Genomic DNA, 17108 nt, shown 5'->3' with positions numbered 1-17108 from the left:
GAAATTTATTAATTTCTCAAAGATCCATTTTTATATTCATTTCCGTTGATTACCTCATTGTAATAAGGTGAAATGATTGAAATTAGTAGAAGTAAAGTATCGGGTTTGTACCTACTTCTGAGTCGCCAAATTTATTGTGTAGATGTCCATTTAATATCTGTAGCAGTTTTATCATCTTTATGGTTGCTACACCTTTGACAACTATTTAAACTTGATGTAGGTTTTGATGCCCATGCGTTATTTGTAGCTGTTTTACAATAATTATGCATTAGAAATCTCCTCCTTCATTAAGTTACAATAATAGTATGTCCCTTAAACTCGCCTTAATACATAGAACTTATTTCTAAGTTTATATATTAATGCTTAATTAGACAGTTATTTTTCATTTAATTAACACCATTGATTATTTGTGGCTGTCTTCTCTTGTTTTTTGTTGCATTTACAATTATCATAAACGCTTGATTTTACGCTAGCTGGTGATGCCCATTGATTATTAACAGCGGATTTCTCAGCTTCATAACATCCACAAGTACAATTTGAAGTACTATCATGCTTATCTTCATTATGACATTTACAATTTGAATGTTTGCTCATATAAATCTCCTCCTAAAGATATATTTAGCCCTGATACAGCTAAGTCTAATACTTAGTTCTACCACCGCTACAATAATAGTTTGTACATTATAATCTCTGTGATACCTTGTATTAATTGTTGAAAATAGCATTGTAATGATTTTATCCAATAATATTTAAATTATAATATTTAAATCCAATCTAATTTTATTATTATAAAAAATAAAAACTCCCTAATAAATAGAGAGTTTTTATATGAATATTTAACAACTTATAGACTTAAAAATCTTTCAAATCTTTCTCTTACTTTTTCTTCACCCATAATTTGCATTATAGTATAAAGATCTGGAGTATTAGTTCTGTGTGATAATGCACTTCTTACTGCACCAGCTACATCAGAAATCATTCCTTTGAAGGCATCTGGATTAGCCTTAAATTCTTTTCTATTTGCACAATATCCAAGTTCCGTACCTATTGCTTTTAGTTCTTCGAACCAAGTTTCTTGACTTCCGATATTAAAAGTAAATCTCTTTGCATATTCTTCTATTACAGCCTTAGCATTTTCTAAAGATAAAGTCTTTGGAAGCTCAACTTGTTCTGCTGTTTCATTATAGAATAATTCATCAAAGAAGTAGAATATTTTATCTTTAACTTCATCCCACTTAGCGAAATCTTTTCTTGGCTTTGGCCCTTCTTTATCTATATTAAATACTTCTTTAGCCATAGTTTCATTTGAAGTAATTAATTCAAACATTTCATTGTCAAATTCTTTAGCCCATGTTGTATATTGGTCATATACTTCGTTTGCAGGCATTCTAGCAATAACATCTTTAGATACATCATTTAGCTTAACTAAATCAAATAATGCCCCGCTCTTACTCATTTTTTCTAGTTGTACATTAAATTCATGATAATCAGCTGTTGGATTTTCTGCTCTCCATTCTTCATATGTTGAGTTTACTATATTTAATAAGTATTCAATAACACATACTGTTGGATATCCAACTTCCTTATAGTAAGAAACTGCAGCTTCTGCATCCTTTCTCTTAGAAAGCTTTCTCTTTGATCCGCCTTCTTGCTTCATTATTGTTGGAATATGTGCGTATTGTGGTCTTTCGAATCCTAAAACATCAAATAATTGAACATGTATTGGAAGTGATGATAACCACTCTTCTCCTCTAATAACATGAGTTGTTCTCATTAGATAATCATCTATTGCATGAGCAAAGTGATATGTTGGAAGTCCATCACCTTTAATTATAACAACGTCTTGATTGTTTTCCGGGAAAGATATATCACCTTTAATTAAATCATGGAACTCAACTCTATTTTCTATGTTTCCTGGTGATTTTAATCTTAAAATATAACTTTCTCCATTGTTTATTCTTTCTATAGCTTCTTCTTCAGTTATATTTCTGAATTTAGCATATTCTCCATAATACCCTGGAGTTATCTTATTTGCTACTTGTCTTTCTCTTAATTCAGCCAATTCTTCTGGAGTACAGAAACAAGGATAAACTAATCCTTTTAATAATAAATCCTTTGCAAATGTTTTGTATATATCTGCTCTTTCACTTTGTCTATATGGACCATACTCACCTTTTGAAGTGTTTTGTCCAGTCATTCCTTCACTAAAGTCCATCCCAAAGTTGTGCATTGTTGCAATAGTATCTTCTATAGCTCCTTCAACTTCTCTTTTTTGGTCTGTATCTTCTATTCTTAAGAAAAATACTCCTTCAGTTTGACTTGCTAATCTTTCGTTTATTAAAGCTGCAAATACTCCCCCAATATGTTGGAAACCTGTTGGAGATGGTGCGTATCTACATACTACAGCACCTTCCTTTAAATTTCTTTTAGGGTATTTTTCAAGATAATATTGTGTTGTTTTATCAACATTAGGGAATATTAATTCTGCTAATTTTTCAAATGCCATTTTGCTCTCCTCTTTCTCCAATTAAAATTTAATAATAAAAAAATAAAAAAGTCCTTCGTCCTAGAAAAATTCTTAGGACGAAAGACATATCTTCCGCGTTACCACCTAAATTGGTTAAATATTAACCCACTTAATTAAAATATAGCTCCAAAGCTTCCTTCAGTAATATTAAATACTAGTTCTCACCATACCTAGCTCTCTTTAATTTAATGAAATACTTACTCTTCTTTTTCATCACTTAATATTTAATTTTTATATTACTATTGTCTACATATAACAGATTAATTATACAATTACGCTTTTTTCTTGTAAAGCAAAAAACAATTTTAAGTTTAAAATTATATAATTATTTAATCATTTTTATAGTAAAAAAGTACTATCCAAGTTTGAATAGTACTTTATAATAATTATTATTTAGCTTGATCTAGAGCATCTTGAACAGCATCTAAGTAACCATTAACTTTAATTGTAACTCCTGATATTGCATCTGGTTTACCTTCATCATCGCAAGTTATTTTATCTAAACTAAACTCATCTTTAACAATAGTTTCTTCTAATAAATCAACTTGCTCATGCCACTTCTTTCCTGGTTCATTCTTCATATCATATGCGCCTGACTTAGAAGCTTCTGATTTCATTGATCCATCTTCTTGTTCAGTATCAATATCAACTGAAACTGGCTTACCTTCTTCAAATTTGACTGTAGCTATAGTTGTTCCACCAAACTCATCTTTAACTTTTCCAACTTTCTCTCCTGTAAATCCTTTAGATCCACATCCTGTTAATGCCATAGCAACTAATAACCCAACTGCAATTACTCTTTTCTTCATAATTACCTCTCCCTTAAATTTACTTTTATTCAAATAAATTACTCTATATTAACCATAATTATACAATACATTCTTCGTATAGTAAAGTTAATTTATTCTCAAAGTAAAAAGGTATTATTCATTTCTGAATAATACCTTTTTCATATTAGTTACTATTTAGCTTGTTCTAAAGCATTTTGAACTGCATCTACGAATTCTTGAACTGAAATTGTAACTCCTGATACTGCATCAGTTTTTCCATCAGTTACATTTAATTTGCTTAAATCAAATTCATTAGAAACGATAGCTTCTTCTAATAAATTAATTTGTTCGTGCCATTTCTTTCCTGGAGCATTGTTCATATCGTAAGTTCCTGCTTCAGAAGCTTCTGCTTTACTTGAACCATTATCTTCTACATTATCAAGCTCAACTGAAACTGGCTTACCTTCTTCAAATTTAACTGTAGCTTTAGTTGTTCCACCAAATCCACCTGGAACTTCTCCTACTTTTTCTCCTGTAAATGCTTTTGACCCACATCCAGTTAATGCCATAGCTGCTAATAATACAACTGCAATTACTTTCTTTTTCATAAGTATTATCCCCCTAAAATATATAATTTCCTACATTTTTTTGTTTTTTTCGACATGATAAATTATACATTTTAGCGTTTATCTTGTAAAGTAAATTTATTTTAAACAAAAAGGTACCATTCATTTTTGAATGATACCTACTTATTATATCAATTATTATTTAGCTTGTTTTAATGCATCCTCAACTGCGTCTAAGTAACCTTTAACTTTTATTGTAACTCCTGATACTGCATCAGTGTTTCCTTCATCGTTAGTTAAAGTTACTTTGCTTAGATCGAAATCATTAGCAACGATAAACTCTTCTAATAAATCAGCTTGTTCATGCCATTTCTTTCCTGGTTCATTTTTCATGTCGTAAGCACCTGATTTAGAAGCTTCTGATTTCATTGATCCATCAGCTTGTTTAACATCAATATCAACTGATTTAGCCTTACCATCTTCAAATTGAACTGTAGCCATAGTTGTATTTCCCTTAGAATCTTCGACTTTTCCTACTTTTTCCCCTGTAAATCCTTTAGATCCACAACCTGTTAATGCCATAGCTGCTAATAATGTAACTGCGATTACTTTCTTTTTCATAAATATTATCCCCCTAAAAATAATTTTATTAATCGTTATCATGATAAGATTGTACAACAAATTTGTTATTTTTTCAACATAATTGTTAAAATTAACACAATTTTATCTACTTATCAATTATCGTTTATTTTTTTACCACTTTATTATTTGTATAACTATCTTTTTATCATTTTATCATTTCTCTTTAAATTTCACCCAATTCTTTTTTACTAAATTAAAAAATCTTATTCGCTAGTCTTATGTTTTTTCTATACTTCTAATGTTATTTATAAAATTGATTTAACTATAATTTACTTAAAAAATAAAAAGACCACTTTTGTGGTCTTTAATTTTATATTTTGCTTAGCATTAAGTTAGCAAGATCATGAGCCATTTTATCGATTTCTTCTTGATTTTCACCTTCAAGCATAACTCTTATTAGAGGCTCAGTTCCTGATGGTCTTATTAATACCCTACCTTTTCCATTAAGTTTAGCTTCCATTTCTTTAATAGAGTTTATTATTTCTTCATCTTCTAAATAAATATTCTTCTTATCGTTAGTAACTCTAGCATTTACTAATACTTGTGGAAGTTCTTTCATTATTCCAGCTAATTCACTTAAAGTTTTTCCAGTTTGCTTTTTAATAGATGCAACTTGAAGAGCTGTTAATAAACCATCTCCAGTTGTATTATGTTCTAAAAATATTATATGTCCTGATTGTTCTCCACCTAAAACATATCCATGCTTAAGCATTTCTTCTAATACGTATCTATCTCCAACCTTAGTCTTAATAGTTTTGATATTTTCTTCTTTACAAGCTATATCTAACCCTAAGTTACTCATTACAGTTACTACTAAAGTATCATCTTTTAACTTACCTTGATCCTTTAAGTGCTTAGCACATAAAGTCAAGACATAATCTCCGTGAATTAATTTTCCTTTTTCATCAACAGCCATACATCTATCTGCATCCCCGTCAAAAGCAAATCCTAAATCACAATTTTTTCTTACAACATAATCCATTAACTCTTCTGGATGAGTTGATCCACAGGCATCATTTATATTTTCTCCATCCGGATTGTCGTTAATTACTCTAACTACGGCTCCTAGCTCTCTGAATGCCTTAACTGCTGCTTCATAAGCTGCCCCGTTAGCACAGTCAAGTCCAACTCTTATTCCTTTTAAATCTCCTGAAATAGTTGACTTAACAAAATCTATATATTCATCTAAAGCTCTTGGCTCAGTACTACATCTACCTATAGCTCCTCCTATTGGTGATGGAACTTCTGCGAAATTGCTTTCTATAACTCTTTGTATTTCATCTTCTATACTATCATCTAATTTATATCCTCTGTTATCAAAGAACTTTATTCCATTATCTTGAACTGGATTATGAGATGCTGATATCATAACTCCTGCATCAGCGTTATACTTTCTTGTTAAATAAGCTACTGCTGGTGTTGGCACTACTCCTAATAATACAGCTTCAGCTCCTACTGAAAGTATTCCTGCAACTAAAGCAGCCTCTAACATATCACCAGATATTCTTGTATCTTTTGCTACAAGTATCTTTGGTTTATGTGTACCTTCTGTTAAAACATAAGCTCCTGCTCTTCCTAAACTATAAGCTATATCTGCAGTTAATTCAGTGTTTGCTACACCTCTTACTCCATCAGTTCCAAACATTCTACTCATTTAAATTACCTCACTTATTTTATTGTATATACTTGAATGAACTAGTAAAACCCCACTATAGTATACATCTTATTCCTTTAATTTACAACTTCATTATACAAACCTCTATTTATATTATATCCATAACTTAAGATGTAACCCTAAGCCTTAATTTTCTAATTTACGCCTTAAAATATAATAAGTGACAGTCTTTATTTTATTCTTCCTCCTCATAAGCATCATCTTCTTCAACATAATAACAATCATCTTCTATAGTAACAGATTCATTATAGATTTTTTTTGTAGGAACTATCCATACCTCACCTATTCCACTATAAACATTTACCTTATCATCATTATCAATAGCATCTCTAATTATAGTGTTCCCTGAATTTTCTACTGATAGTTTTATATTACCTGTTCTTAATATTACTAAATCATCCTTTACTATTAATCTATCTTTATAAAGCTTACAGCGTAATATCTCACTTTCATGTATTGGAATCTTTAATAATACTATTCCACTACCCTTTAGCTTCAGTTGTATTTCCTCATTATTTATTATCTGGGAAGTTTTTTTAATGAGCTTATATATCTCTATCTCCTCTTCACAGGCATAAAATACACTATCATCTACTATTATTTCATCATCTTCTAGCTCTATAAGAGTAAAATATTCTATACTTGATTCTAAAAACAATTCTCCTTTACCTTGGATAATAGGTTTAATCATAGATTCATCTATTTTTTTATTTTTAAATATCATTTGCGAAAATTTAGTTTTATTTTCTATATTACTTTTTATAGAAACATTCCCCTTCATAAAGCTTAAAGCCCCTGACTGAATTTTTACTGAACTATTATCTAATATTATTTTTACCTGCTTTAAAGTTATCCCACAATCTTGCAGTCTATTTATATTTATAGTATTTTCTACAGAGCTTATCCCACTTAAATTTTCATACTCAAGAATTTGAAAAGTTGAATCATTAATCATTTCTGAAATCATAGCTAATTTATTATTAACCTTAACCGTTGTTTTCATGACCTCACCCCTTGTCCAAATTATTGACAATTATACTAATTTTAATACCTAATATATTTACTTCCAAATACAATATTAATTACTTATATTATTTATAATTTTGTACTTTCTCCATATCACCTTTAATAGCTGAATATAATATTTAAACTCCTCTAATTTAATATATCTACATAAAAATATTACGTTAGGCACAATTACACAAACAACAACCTTATATAAAAACTTGATATAACTATTACTATTTATATTAATAGAACATATAAAATAAGTTATTATTGCTGTTACTAACGTTGTCATAAAGTAAGAGAAATATCTAATATAATATTCTTTCAACGGCCTTTTAAATATATGCTTATAACATAAATATGGAACAGTAATAAATTGGACTGATATAGCTGTTATAGTAGTTCCTAATAATACTCCTATAATTCCTATCTTATTAACTAATATAATTGAAGTAATTATATTTATTGCTGCTTCAATTAAACATACATACCTATCATTAAAGAATAAACCTGCCGTTGTCCTTGGTATATTAATTGACATTCTCATAGATAATATATAAAAATTGATAACCATAACTATTACTATTTTCACATCAAATGTATATTCATTTCCTATCCATAACGTTATAAATGGGTTAATCAAACAAAAAAGTGTAATAGCACTTACTCCGCCTATCCAAAAATTTAAAAACATTATTTTATTGTATATATCAAACTTTTTATCATGACTTTCTTTTGCTATAAGATTACCGTAGCTAGCAGATATATTATTTATTATTTGTTTTATAACACCATTTATAGATTCAATTATTAATGTATAGTTTGAAAATATCCCAACTGTTGATATACTGATAAATTTTGAAATTATTAAATTGTCTGTAGAAAAAATGAAATATCCACCTATTTTATGTAAAAATAGAGCTTTAATATTTTTGCTTAATTCCTTTTTTTCTTCTAAGGAAAACTCTGTCCTAGTAACGTAACTTATATATGAATATCTATTTTCAACAATCTTAATAATAAATATATCTTCTAAAATATGGACTAATATTCTCATCAATAGATATAAAACATAATTTTTAGTTAAAATCAAAATTACTATTGCTAATATATTAGAAGCTAATTGTTGTACAAAATTAACTAACTTTAATATATATATCTTTTGATCTGCTTCCAATATAGTTCTTTTATATCCTAAAAAGTATGATATTATTGTATCTATTAAAAACAATAAAAATATAAGTACAATGTTTTTATCATACATTCCATTAATAAATAAATTCAAAAAAGGAATAAGTGCAATCCCTATTCCTAAAACTACAGTGCCTATTTTATAATATATCTTTTTATAAACTCCCATTATAGTAGCAACTTTACTTTTATCGCCTAAAGCTAATGGTTTATATAAAGTATAAGTAATAGCACTACCTACCCCTAACTCTGCAAGATTTAACATAGATATAATATTAGTAAAAAGCCCGTTAATCCCTAAATATTCAGTACCAAGTAACCTTACGAAATATGTCCTTGAAATAAAATTTAATATCATAATAGATATATGTACTACTAATCCAACCGAAGAGTTTCTTATTGAATTCACTATCCTCATATTAATTTACCTCTTTTAAAATCTACTTAAATTTATCCAGTTGCCCATTTCAAAAGCCATTTCTTGTGGTTCAATATTATTAACTCCTCCACCATGATAAAATGTAATTTCTCCAAAATATATCTTTCCATTTACATTGTATAAATCAACCCTAGCATGTGGAAAAGGCTTGGATAATTTTCTTGCAATTTTTATCATCCTTTCAAAATTAATTGGCTTATCTATTAATTCATAATTATAGCTTTCTCTAGTTTCTTTCATATTAACTGGTTCGAAATTCATATCATAAATATTTCTATAATAATTTCTTGAATGAGATCCATCATTCTTAGCTACACCTATATCAATAAATAACAACTTTGGTTGTCCATTAAAACACATAAATTTGTAATCTAGTAAAGGTAAATCATCATTATTATTTAAAACCTCTTCTATTATCAAACAAGGCTTTATATTTTTATAATTCCACTCTCTTGACCTTAGATAGTAATTTCTTTTAAGTAATTTTTTATACTTTCTTGAAAGTTTTTTCTTATCTAATTTACTTTTATCTCTACAAATATAGTTTCCTCCTGAAACATGATTTGCTTTAATTATGAATTCACTTGGTAAGCTTTTAAAATTAATATCTTCAAAGCTATCATATTTCCCGTATAGCTTTACTAATATATCTTCAAATCCACATTCAGTTATATACTCTCTTACCTTATATTTATCTGTACATAAGGTTAACAAGTCATCTCTATAATTTAATTTTAGCCACCATAATTTTTCATCAAAAGTTTTAGGACTTTTTATATTGTAATTTTCTTTATTTCTTATACTTAAATAGTCAATTGCATATTTATAATCATCTTTAGACGTAAAATATCTTAAGCGTAGCCACTCTATGTCATCCATCTTTTCATATACATACTCCAATAAATTAAGCCTAATAAGAATATTTTTTAATACATTCTTGCCTACACTTATAATCTCCTCTGTAATAATGCTACACTTTTTCTTTTCTATTACTCGCTGAAAATATGTATAATACTCCATAGATATTTTCTTTAGAGAATTTGTTTCTCTAATCTTTAATGCATTTTTAGATAATATCTTTGCAAATCCCCTATCATTAATAAGCTTTAATATAGATTTGGACATCTCTTCAACATCATCTACTTCGACTAATAATCCATTAATATTATTCTCTATCAATTCTTCAGGACCTAATTCACACTTAGTAGATATACATGGAAGTCCTATTGCCATAGCTTCCATTAATGAGTTTGGCATTCCTTCATTTCTAGATGAAAGTATAAACATCTTAGAGTTTTTTATTTCATTTAATACATCAGTAGATTTTCCGTATAAAGTCACCCTATTATCAAGCTTTAACTTTTCAATTAAATTAGTTAAATTTTTTCTTTCAGGACCTTCCCCGTAAATAATCAAATTTATATCTTGAATTTTATCAGCTATACGGCTAAAGGATTTTATTAATGAATCAAATCCTTTAACCTTATTTAACCTACCAACAGCTACTATCTGTTTTTTATCTCCCATATATCTATCTTTATATAATTCACATTGACTACTTATAGGATTTTGTATAATAACACTTTTACTTTGAGTTTTTAGAGGAAAATATTTTTTAGCTCTTTCAGTTTGAAATATATATCCATCGCATACAATTGATAAAATTCTTCTTAAATATCTCCACGTTAAACCACTTGGATAAATATATGGGTTAGATCTTTCGCTACAAACTATTGGAATATTAATAAATATATTTGCCATTATTATAATAGGAAGTAATTTGTAATTCATACTTAGTACTATATCCGGTCTTTCTTCTTTAAGTAGCTTTCTTATCTTATTAATTATTTTCTTATATCTTAATATCTTGTTAATTACTTTTTTATTATCCCTATATAAATCTAGCCTTCTATAATCTATTTTTACATCTAAGTTATAAAAACTTTCATTATTATCTAATACCATTATTATTACTTCATTATTTTGACTCGCGAAATAATTAGCTAGATTTGCTACTGTTCTTTCCGCTCCACCATCTTGCATTGTGCTTATAGCAAATAATATCTTCATATTAATCCCCGCTTAATTAAATTGCTTTATATATTTGCCTATTATATTTTCTATATAATGATTTTTAATATATTCTAATGAATTACTTTTCATATCTAATATTCTTTTCTCATTAAAATATATTTCACATATAGTATTAATAACATCATTAGGATCTCTCTCAAATAATATTCCATTTTTATAATTAGAAATTAAATCTTTATTTCCACCAACATTTGATGCTATTACAGGTATTCCATAACTTTGAGCCTCTAATATTGTATTGGATATACCTTCATATTCTGATGTATTAATTAATAATCTAGCATTTTTATAATACTTAGAGGTATTCTTATCTTCGCCAATCCATTTAACGCTCCTTAGATCACTATATTCATCTTCTAACTCTTTTTTTAAACTTCCATCTCCAACTATTACTAAAGGAATATCAACTCCAGCCTTTTGCATCTGTCTCCATGATTCTAAAAGCAAATCTAATCCCTTTACTTTTTCTATTCTTCCACAAAACAATACGTATCTTCCTATATTAGAGTCTATGTTAACTTGCTTTACCACAGCATTAGTTATCTTCTCAACTCTTTTTTCATTCAAATTTTCCATAGTCTTTTTCATATCTTCACTTAGAACTATAAACTTATCTACATTCTTAAATTTCCTTGAAAATTTACTTTTATTACTTTCAAACTTCTTCAGCTCTCCACCAGCAATTCTAACTAATACCTTGCAATTAAATATTCCCTTTATAAATATAGCAACTCTAGCTGCTATCCCTGTTTGAGATGCAATTATTATATCTGGTTTACTTTTAAAGTTTATAAGATAATATAAAATAGAATTAATGCAAAACGATATCTTTTCAGCACCTTTATTGAATTTCATTATTCCTATTCTTCTTACCTTTATATTACCTACATATTCAGCTTTCTCTAATCCTGTATACTTCCTAGTTACTACCTCAACTTCATATCCCTTTTCTATTAACTTTTCAGAGATTAATTGTAATTGTTTTTCCGAACCTCCAATCTTAGGATAAAAACTAGACATTATAATACTTATTCTTTTCATTTTTACTCCTCTATTACTTTTTAATTATATATTCATAAAACTTTTTTATATTTTTACAATAAATCTCTATATTATAGTTATTTTTATACGTTTTATAGGCATATTCCCCTAGCCTAATACTCATATCTCCGTTTTTTAATAAACATTTTATAGCCCTACTCAATTCACCCTTTTTATTTATGTCTACTAAAACTCCATTTTTATTACTTCTTATTATCTTAGGTATATCTGAAACATTAGAAGCTATAATAGGAATTTTAGCACTCATAGCTTCTAAGAGTGCTAATGGAAATCCTTCATTTCTTGATGACATAACAAATATTTTAGATTTAGATAACATACTTCCTATGTCATCTCTTATCCCTAAAAAACTAACCTTATTATCTAAACCTAAAGCATCTCTTAATATCAATAAATTATCTTTCTCTACTCCATCTCCAATTATAATGGCATTATTAAAATCATCTTTTATATAACTTAATTCCTTAAGTAGTATATCTACACCTTTAACATTGCTTCTTAATGAGGCAATTGTAATTAAATCATATTCTTTATTTGTATCTATTTTTTTTATTTCCTTAACACCATTATTTATTGTATAAACATTTATATTTTCTTCTAGCCATCTTAACAAGCTACTCTTTACCTCTTCAGAGCAAGCTATTATTCCATCAAACTGTCTATATATAATTCTTTCAATAAACTTAAATATCTTATATTTTCTTCGTCTATTTGTAACACTATGCTCTGTAAATATAAATTTACTTTTCTTACAGAATAAACTTGCTATAGCAGCATAATAATTTGATGGAAATAAGTGAGCATGTACTACATCATATTTCTCATTCCTAATATCTTTAACCAATCTAATAAATTTTGATATTGGATTTTTATCACACATATATATGAACCTTATTTCTCTTTTAGTTAACTCCTTATATAAAAACGAATTAGAACTTTTAAATATAGCAATAGAATTACATTTACTATTAGCTTCAAGTATATAGTTATAAAGTAGCTTCTCAGCTCCACCAATATCAAAACTATTAATAATATGTAATACTTTCATATATTGTCTCCTTAAGTTAAATTATGTTTATACCAATTAACTGCTAATTTTAATCCATCTTCAAAGCTATACTCTGGTTCATATCCTATTAATTTCTTAGCCTTTTCAATCGATGCATTTGAATGTTTTATATCACCTATTCGTTCTTTTCCAAATTTAGGCTTAATATCTTTTTCTAATAATTTAGATATTTTATAATAAATATCTATTAAATATTCTCGTCCTCCAAAAGCAATATTTAAAACTTCACCAGCAACATCACTAGGTGCTGTGCAAGCTTTTAAATTTGCCTCAATTACGTTTTCTATATATGTAAAGTCTCTACTCTGTTTACCATCACCATTAATTGTACATATTTCATCATTTAGAAGACTTTTAATAAACTTAGGAATCACAGCCGCATAATAACTTTCAGCATCCTGCCTTCTTCCAAACACATTAAAATATCTCATCCCTACAGTTTCTAATCCGTAAAGCTTATAATATAGTCTTCCATATTCTTCACAAACCTTCTTAGTTAACGCATAAGGTGAAAGTACATTTCCTTCTTCACCCTCTATCTTTGGAAGAGCAGTACTATCTCCGTATACTGACGAAGACGATGCATAAACAAATCTTTTAACATTATTATCTCTACAAGCATTCATCATATTTAATGTACCTTTAATATTTATTTCTTCATAAATTAAAGGCATTTCTATACTCCTTGGAACTGATCCCCAAGAAGCTTGATGTAATACATAATCTATATTTTTGCAAGCCTTATTACATATATCTATATTTCTTATGTCACCTTTTATTAGATCAAATTTTTCATTATTAATAAATTCCTTAATATTTTCTTCTTTACCAGTAGAAAAATTATCTAATATTCTTACACTATATCCCATGTTCAATATAGCTTCACATAAATTAGAACCAATAAATCCTGCTCCACCGGTTATTAAAAATTTACTATCCTTTGGAAACTTAAGATGTTTGTATCCCACTATAGTCCCCCCTAAATTATCTGTCTTTTTTAAGTTGCTCTTATTATCTTAAACAGCTTATATTTTTTATTATTTCTTTCAATAGAGTTTATTAAATTCATATATTTATCTACAACTATATCTCTATTAAAACTATCTTGAACTTTAATTCTTCCTGCTAAACCCATTAATACTTTTTCTCTATAATCTAAATTTATGAATTTATCTATCTTTTCTATTAAATCTTCCGCACTCTTAACATTAAATAATAGTCCATTGATATCATTATCTATTATCTCTCTACATCCTGGAATATCTGATGCTATAAGAGGTCTTCCACAAGCAGCACCTTCTAATAAAACATTTGACATTCCCTCTGAATATGAAGGATTAATTATACAACTACTTTTCTCTATAACATGAATTATATCATCATTAAATCCTTCATATTTAATAATTCCTCTTCTTTCATACTCACTTAAGATACTTCTATATTTAACTTCTTCTATTTTACCTATTATGCTAAAGTTTACTCTAGGGTAATTGACCTTTATACTTTTTGCAGCTTCTAAATATTCATCTATACCTTTATCTTTCATTACTCTAGCTATAAAACTAAAGTTAACTTCTGATTCTTTATCAGGATAATCTAACAAATTATATCTCTCTAAATTTACTCCTGATCCTGGCAGTAAATCATAGTTTCGAGTTAGAATATTATCGTTTATTAATGTATTCATATCTGATGTATTTTGAAAAAATATCTTAGTAGCTTTTTTATAAGATATTCTAGATAATATCTTTATAATTTTCTTCACTAGTCCATTTTTTAGATATCCACTTCCTAAACCAGTAATATTACAAATATAAGGAATTCTCATAAGTCTACAAGCTATTCCTCCATATATATTAGGTTTTATTGTATAAGTTAAAACTACATCTGGCCTTACTTTTATTAAAGTCTTTAGATATTGTAAACATAATTTAATATCTTCAAAAATATCAGTACCTCTTCCATTAATCTCTGTATTTATAAATATGCATCCCATATCTTTTAAAGCCTCAGTTCTTTTACTATACGGTAAAGATACATATACTTCATAACCTGACTTTATCATCTTTTCTATAAGTTCACGTCTAAAGTTGTAGATTACAATATCACTATTTCCTAACATCAACACTTTTTTCATTTACTTTAAACTCTTAATTAAATCCTCTGAATCTAATACCTTAGTTATCTTAATTCCAAAGTTTTGTTGAGCAACCACAACTTGTCCATACGCAATCTTCTTATTGTTCACAAGTATTTCTACCTCTTGGTTTTCTAATGTATCTAATTCCACTAATGAACCTCTACCTAACTCTAGTACTTCATTTAAAGACATCTTAGTTCTTCCCAAAACTGCAGTTATCTCTATTGGTATATCTAAAATTCTAGCTATTTTATCAGTCATTTTTATCTCTCCTCATTTACAATATCACTTATTTCTACGCCCTTTTTCATACCTATTAATCCTGGTTTAGCTTTATAGATAAATTCATCTCCTACACTTAACTTAATCTCATCATTAATCTTTTGATTTAAAAGAACTACATCTCCACTTTCTAAATTGATTAAATCATTAATACTTATATTTGTGCTTCCTAAAATTGCACAAACATCAACTTTAACATTTTTTACTGAATTAAAAATTTCATTTGTCTCTATATCAATATCTCTATCACAACATATTTCATCTATTTCCTTATACATTAGCGAGTTTACAATATGCCCTAAATTTTTGTATGGCATACAAATTACCATATCTCCTATAGCTTCATTTTCTAAATTTACTTTTATAAAGGAATTAAACACTATATCTTTGTTGCTTAATCCTTGATACTGAACAGAATTAGTATAGATATTTACAATGCTTATACTTTCATATTCATATGGTATATATATTCTCTTCAACAAATTTTGGATTAAGTATTTAATTAGCTCTAAATCGATATTAGTTAATTCTCTTCTTAAATCCTCTATTACTCCATTTCCTCCTAATAATAAATCAACTAAGCTTAACGCCACCGATTTATCTATAAATAGAGTTAGATTTTCTACTACAGGGCAAATATTATATTCAACAACCAAACTATTATTATCTATTTTTTCAATTAGTTCTCCATATGAAACTTGACTTGATCTATCTAATCCCATTTTAAAAGTTTTATTTTTCGTCTCGTAAGTTATTTGCATGTTTGAAGTCTTACAAAACTCCTCGCTAACTTGAATTAAATGTTTTAAATTTTCTATAGAGAATTTTTCACTTCTTTTAAAGTCATATAATCTTATATCTTCCATCTATATCCTCTTTCTATCTTGATTGTAGATTATTAATCATAGACCACATATCATCTGCAACAGTAATTCCTTTACTGTTTAATTGAAAAGCTCTTTGTATTGCTATTAATTCAGTCATTTCTTGTGAAATATCTACATTTGAAGCTTCCACATATCCTTGCATAATATTAGCCTTATTGCTAATTTTAATGTTTGATCCATCCTTAGGAGTAAACAAATTATCTCCTACCGCTAAAAAGTCATCCATACCTTCTCCAACATACAGTTTTATACTTCCTACCTTCTTGTCACCTGCAAATACCTCACCTTTTTTATTAACCGTAAAATTTTCAGAAGTAATTCCTGAATTTAAATAATTATTACTTCCTTCAAACTGTATATCTAAAACATTACCTTTGTCATCTACAAGCTTCCCTGTTGCATCTATATTAAATTCTCCACTTCTTGTGTACGCATATGTTCCATCTGGTCTAATAACTCTAAAAAACCCTTCTCCATCTATAGCCATATTGCTAACTAACTTAGTTTCTTTTAAACTACCTTGAGTAAAATTTCTTACTTCACTACTGGTTTTAACTCCTGTCCCAATAGTAGAATTTTTATTATTTACAGGGTACGAATCTCTATTTAAAGTATCTCTTACTAAATCCTGAAACCCCATTTCTAGCTTTTTATATCCAGTTGTATTTACGTTAACTATATTGTTAGATATTATATTTATCTTATTTTGATTTGCACTCATCCCAGTTTTACTAGTGCTTAATATACTATACATTT

17 protein-coding genes and 1 other annotated feature are annotated in these 17108 nt (G+C 27.7%); all 17 genes read right to left on the bottom strand.

Features of this window, described 5'->3' with window-relative positions:
• Positions 1-131: 131 nt before the first annotated feature.
• Positions 132-269, bottom strand: a complete 138-nt coding sequence (locus tag H8S20_RS19305; RefSeq protein ID WP_096902870.1) for a hypothetical protein — start codon at positions 267-269, stop codon at positions 132-134.
• 121 nt (positions 270-390) lie between these two features.
• Positions 391-594, bottom strand: a complete 204-nt coding sequence (locus H8S20_RS19300; protein ID WP_032117109.1) for a hypothetical protein — start codon at positions 592-594, stop codon at positions 391-393.
• Between the two features lie 250 nt (positions 595-844).
• A complete protein-coding gene (gene gltX / locus H8S20_RS19295) occupies positions 845-2506 on the bottom strand; it encodes a glutamate--tRNA ligase (RefSeq protein WP_186861103.1) in 1662 nt (553 codons plus the stop codon).
• A 70-nt stretch (positions 2507-2576) separates the two neighbouring features.
• Positions 2577-2750: a binding site (T-box leader), on the bottom strand.
• A gap of 166 nt (positions 2751-2916) precedes the next feature.
• Entirely contained in the window at positions 2917-3336 is a 420-nt protein-coding gene (locus tag H8S20_RS19290) for an FMN-binding protein (protein ID WP_186861102.1), read from the bottom strand.
• A gap of 152 nt (positions 3337-3488) precedes the next feature.
• Entirely contained in the window at positions 3489-3905 is a 417-nt protein-coding gene (locus tag H8S20_RS19285) for an FMN-binding protein (protein WP_032117107.1), read from the bottom strand.
• Between the two features lie 156 nt (positions 3906-4061).
• Entirely contained in the window at positions 4062-4484 is a 423-nt protein-coding gene (locus H8S20_RS19280) for an FMN-binding protein (protein WP_032117106.1), read from the bottom strand.
• 331 nt (positions 4485-4815) lie between these two features.
• Positions 4816-6159, bottom strand: a complete 1344-nt coding sequence (gene glmM, locus H8S20_RS19275; RefSeq protein ID WP_186861101.1) for a phosphoglucosamine mutase — start codon at positions 6157-6159, stop codon at positions 4816-4818.
• A 196-nt stretch (positions 6160-6355) separates the two neighbouring features.
• Entirely contained in the window at positions 6356-7183 is an 828-nt protein-coding gene (locus H8S20_RS19270; RefSeq protein ID WP_042281122.1) for an AIM24 family protein, read from the bottom strand.
• Between the two features lie 75 nt (positions 7184-7258).
• Entirely contained in the window at positions 7259-8797 is a 1539-nt protein-coding gene (locus H8S20_RS19265) for a lipopolysaccharide biosynthesis protein (protein ID WP_186861100.1), read from the bottom strand.
• Between the two features lie 15 nt (positions 8798-8812).
• Complete coding sequence (locus H8S20_RS19260; RefSeq protein ID WP_186861099.1) at positions 8813-10888, bottom strand: ATP-grasp fold amidoligase family protein; 2076 nt, start codon at positions 10886-10888, stop codon at positions 8813-8815.
• A 12-nt stretch (positions 10889-10900) separates the two neighbouring features.
• Positions 10901-11953, bottom strand: coding sequence for a glycosyltransferase family 4 protein (locus tag H8S20_RS19255; RefSeq protein ID WP_186861098.1), 1053 nt, complete (start codon positions 11951-11953; stop codon positions 10901-10903).
• A gap of 13 nt (positions 11954-11966) precedes the next feature.
• Entirely contained in the window at positions 11967-13022 is a 1056-nt protein-coding gene (locus H8S20_RS19250; protein ID WP_186861097.1) for a glycosyltransferase, read from the bottom strand.
• Between the two features lie 11 nt (positions 13023-13033).
• Entirely contained in the window at positions 13034-14011 is a 978-nt protein-coding gene (locus tag H8S20_RS19245; RefSeq protein ID WP_186861096.1) for an SDR family oxidoreductase, read from the bottom strand.
• 29 nt (positions 14012-14040) lie between these two features.
• Positions 14041-15180: a glycosyltransferase family 4 protein gene (locus tag H8S20_RS19240; RefSeq protein ID WP_186861095.1), complete on the bottom strand. Its 1140-nt coding sequence runs from the start codon at positions 15178-15180 to the stop codon at positions 14041-14043.
• Positions 15181-15444 carry a flagellar motor switch protein FliN gene (fliN, locus tag H8S20_RS19235; RefSeq protein ID WP_051986733.1) on the bottom strand — a complete coding sequence of 88 codons (264 nt, stop codon included), beginning with the start codon at positions 15442-15444 and terminating at the stop codon, positions 15181-15183.
• A gap of 2 nt (positions 15445-15446) precedes the next feature.
• Complete coding sequence (locus tag H8S20_RS19230) at positions 15447-16331, bottom strand: FliM/FliN family flagellar motor switch protein (RefSeq protein ID WP_032117100.1); 885 nt, start codon at positions 16329-16331, stop codon at positions 15447-15449.
• Between the two features lie 13 nt (positions 16332-16344).
• Entirely contained in the window at positions 16345-17106 is a 762-nt protein-coding gene (locus H8S20_RS19225; RefSeq protein WP_032117099.1) for a flagellar hook-basal body complex protein, read from the bottom strand.
• Between the last annotated feature and the right edge of the window lie 2 nt (positions 17107-17108).

It is taken from the genome of Clostridium hominis (genome assembly GCF_014287825.1).
In the GTDB taxonomy this organism is placed as follows: Bacteria; Bacillota; Clostridia; order Clostridiales; family Clostridiaceae; genus Clostridium; species Clostridium hominis.
The sequence above is the reverse complement of the archived record's forward strand: the minus strand, read 5'-3'. Positions and strand labels throughout refer to the sequence as shown.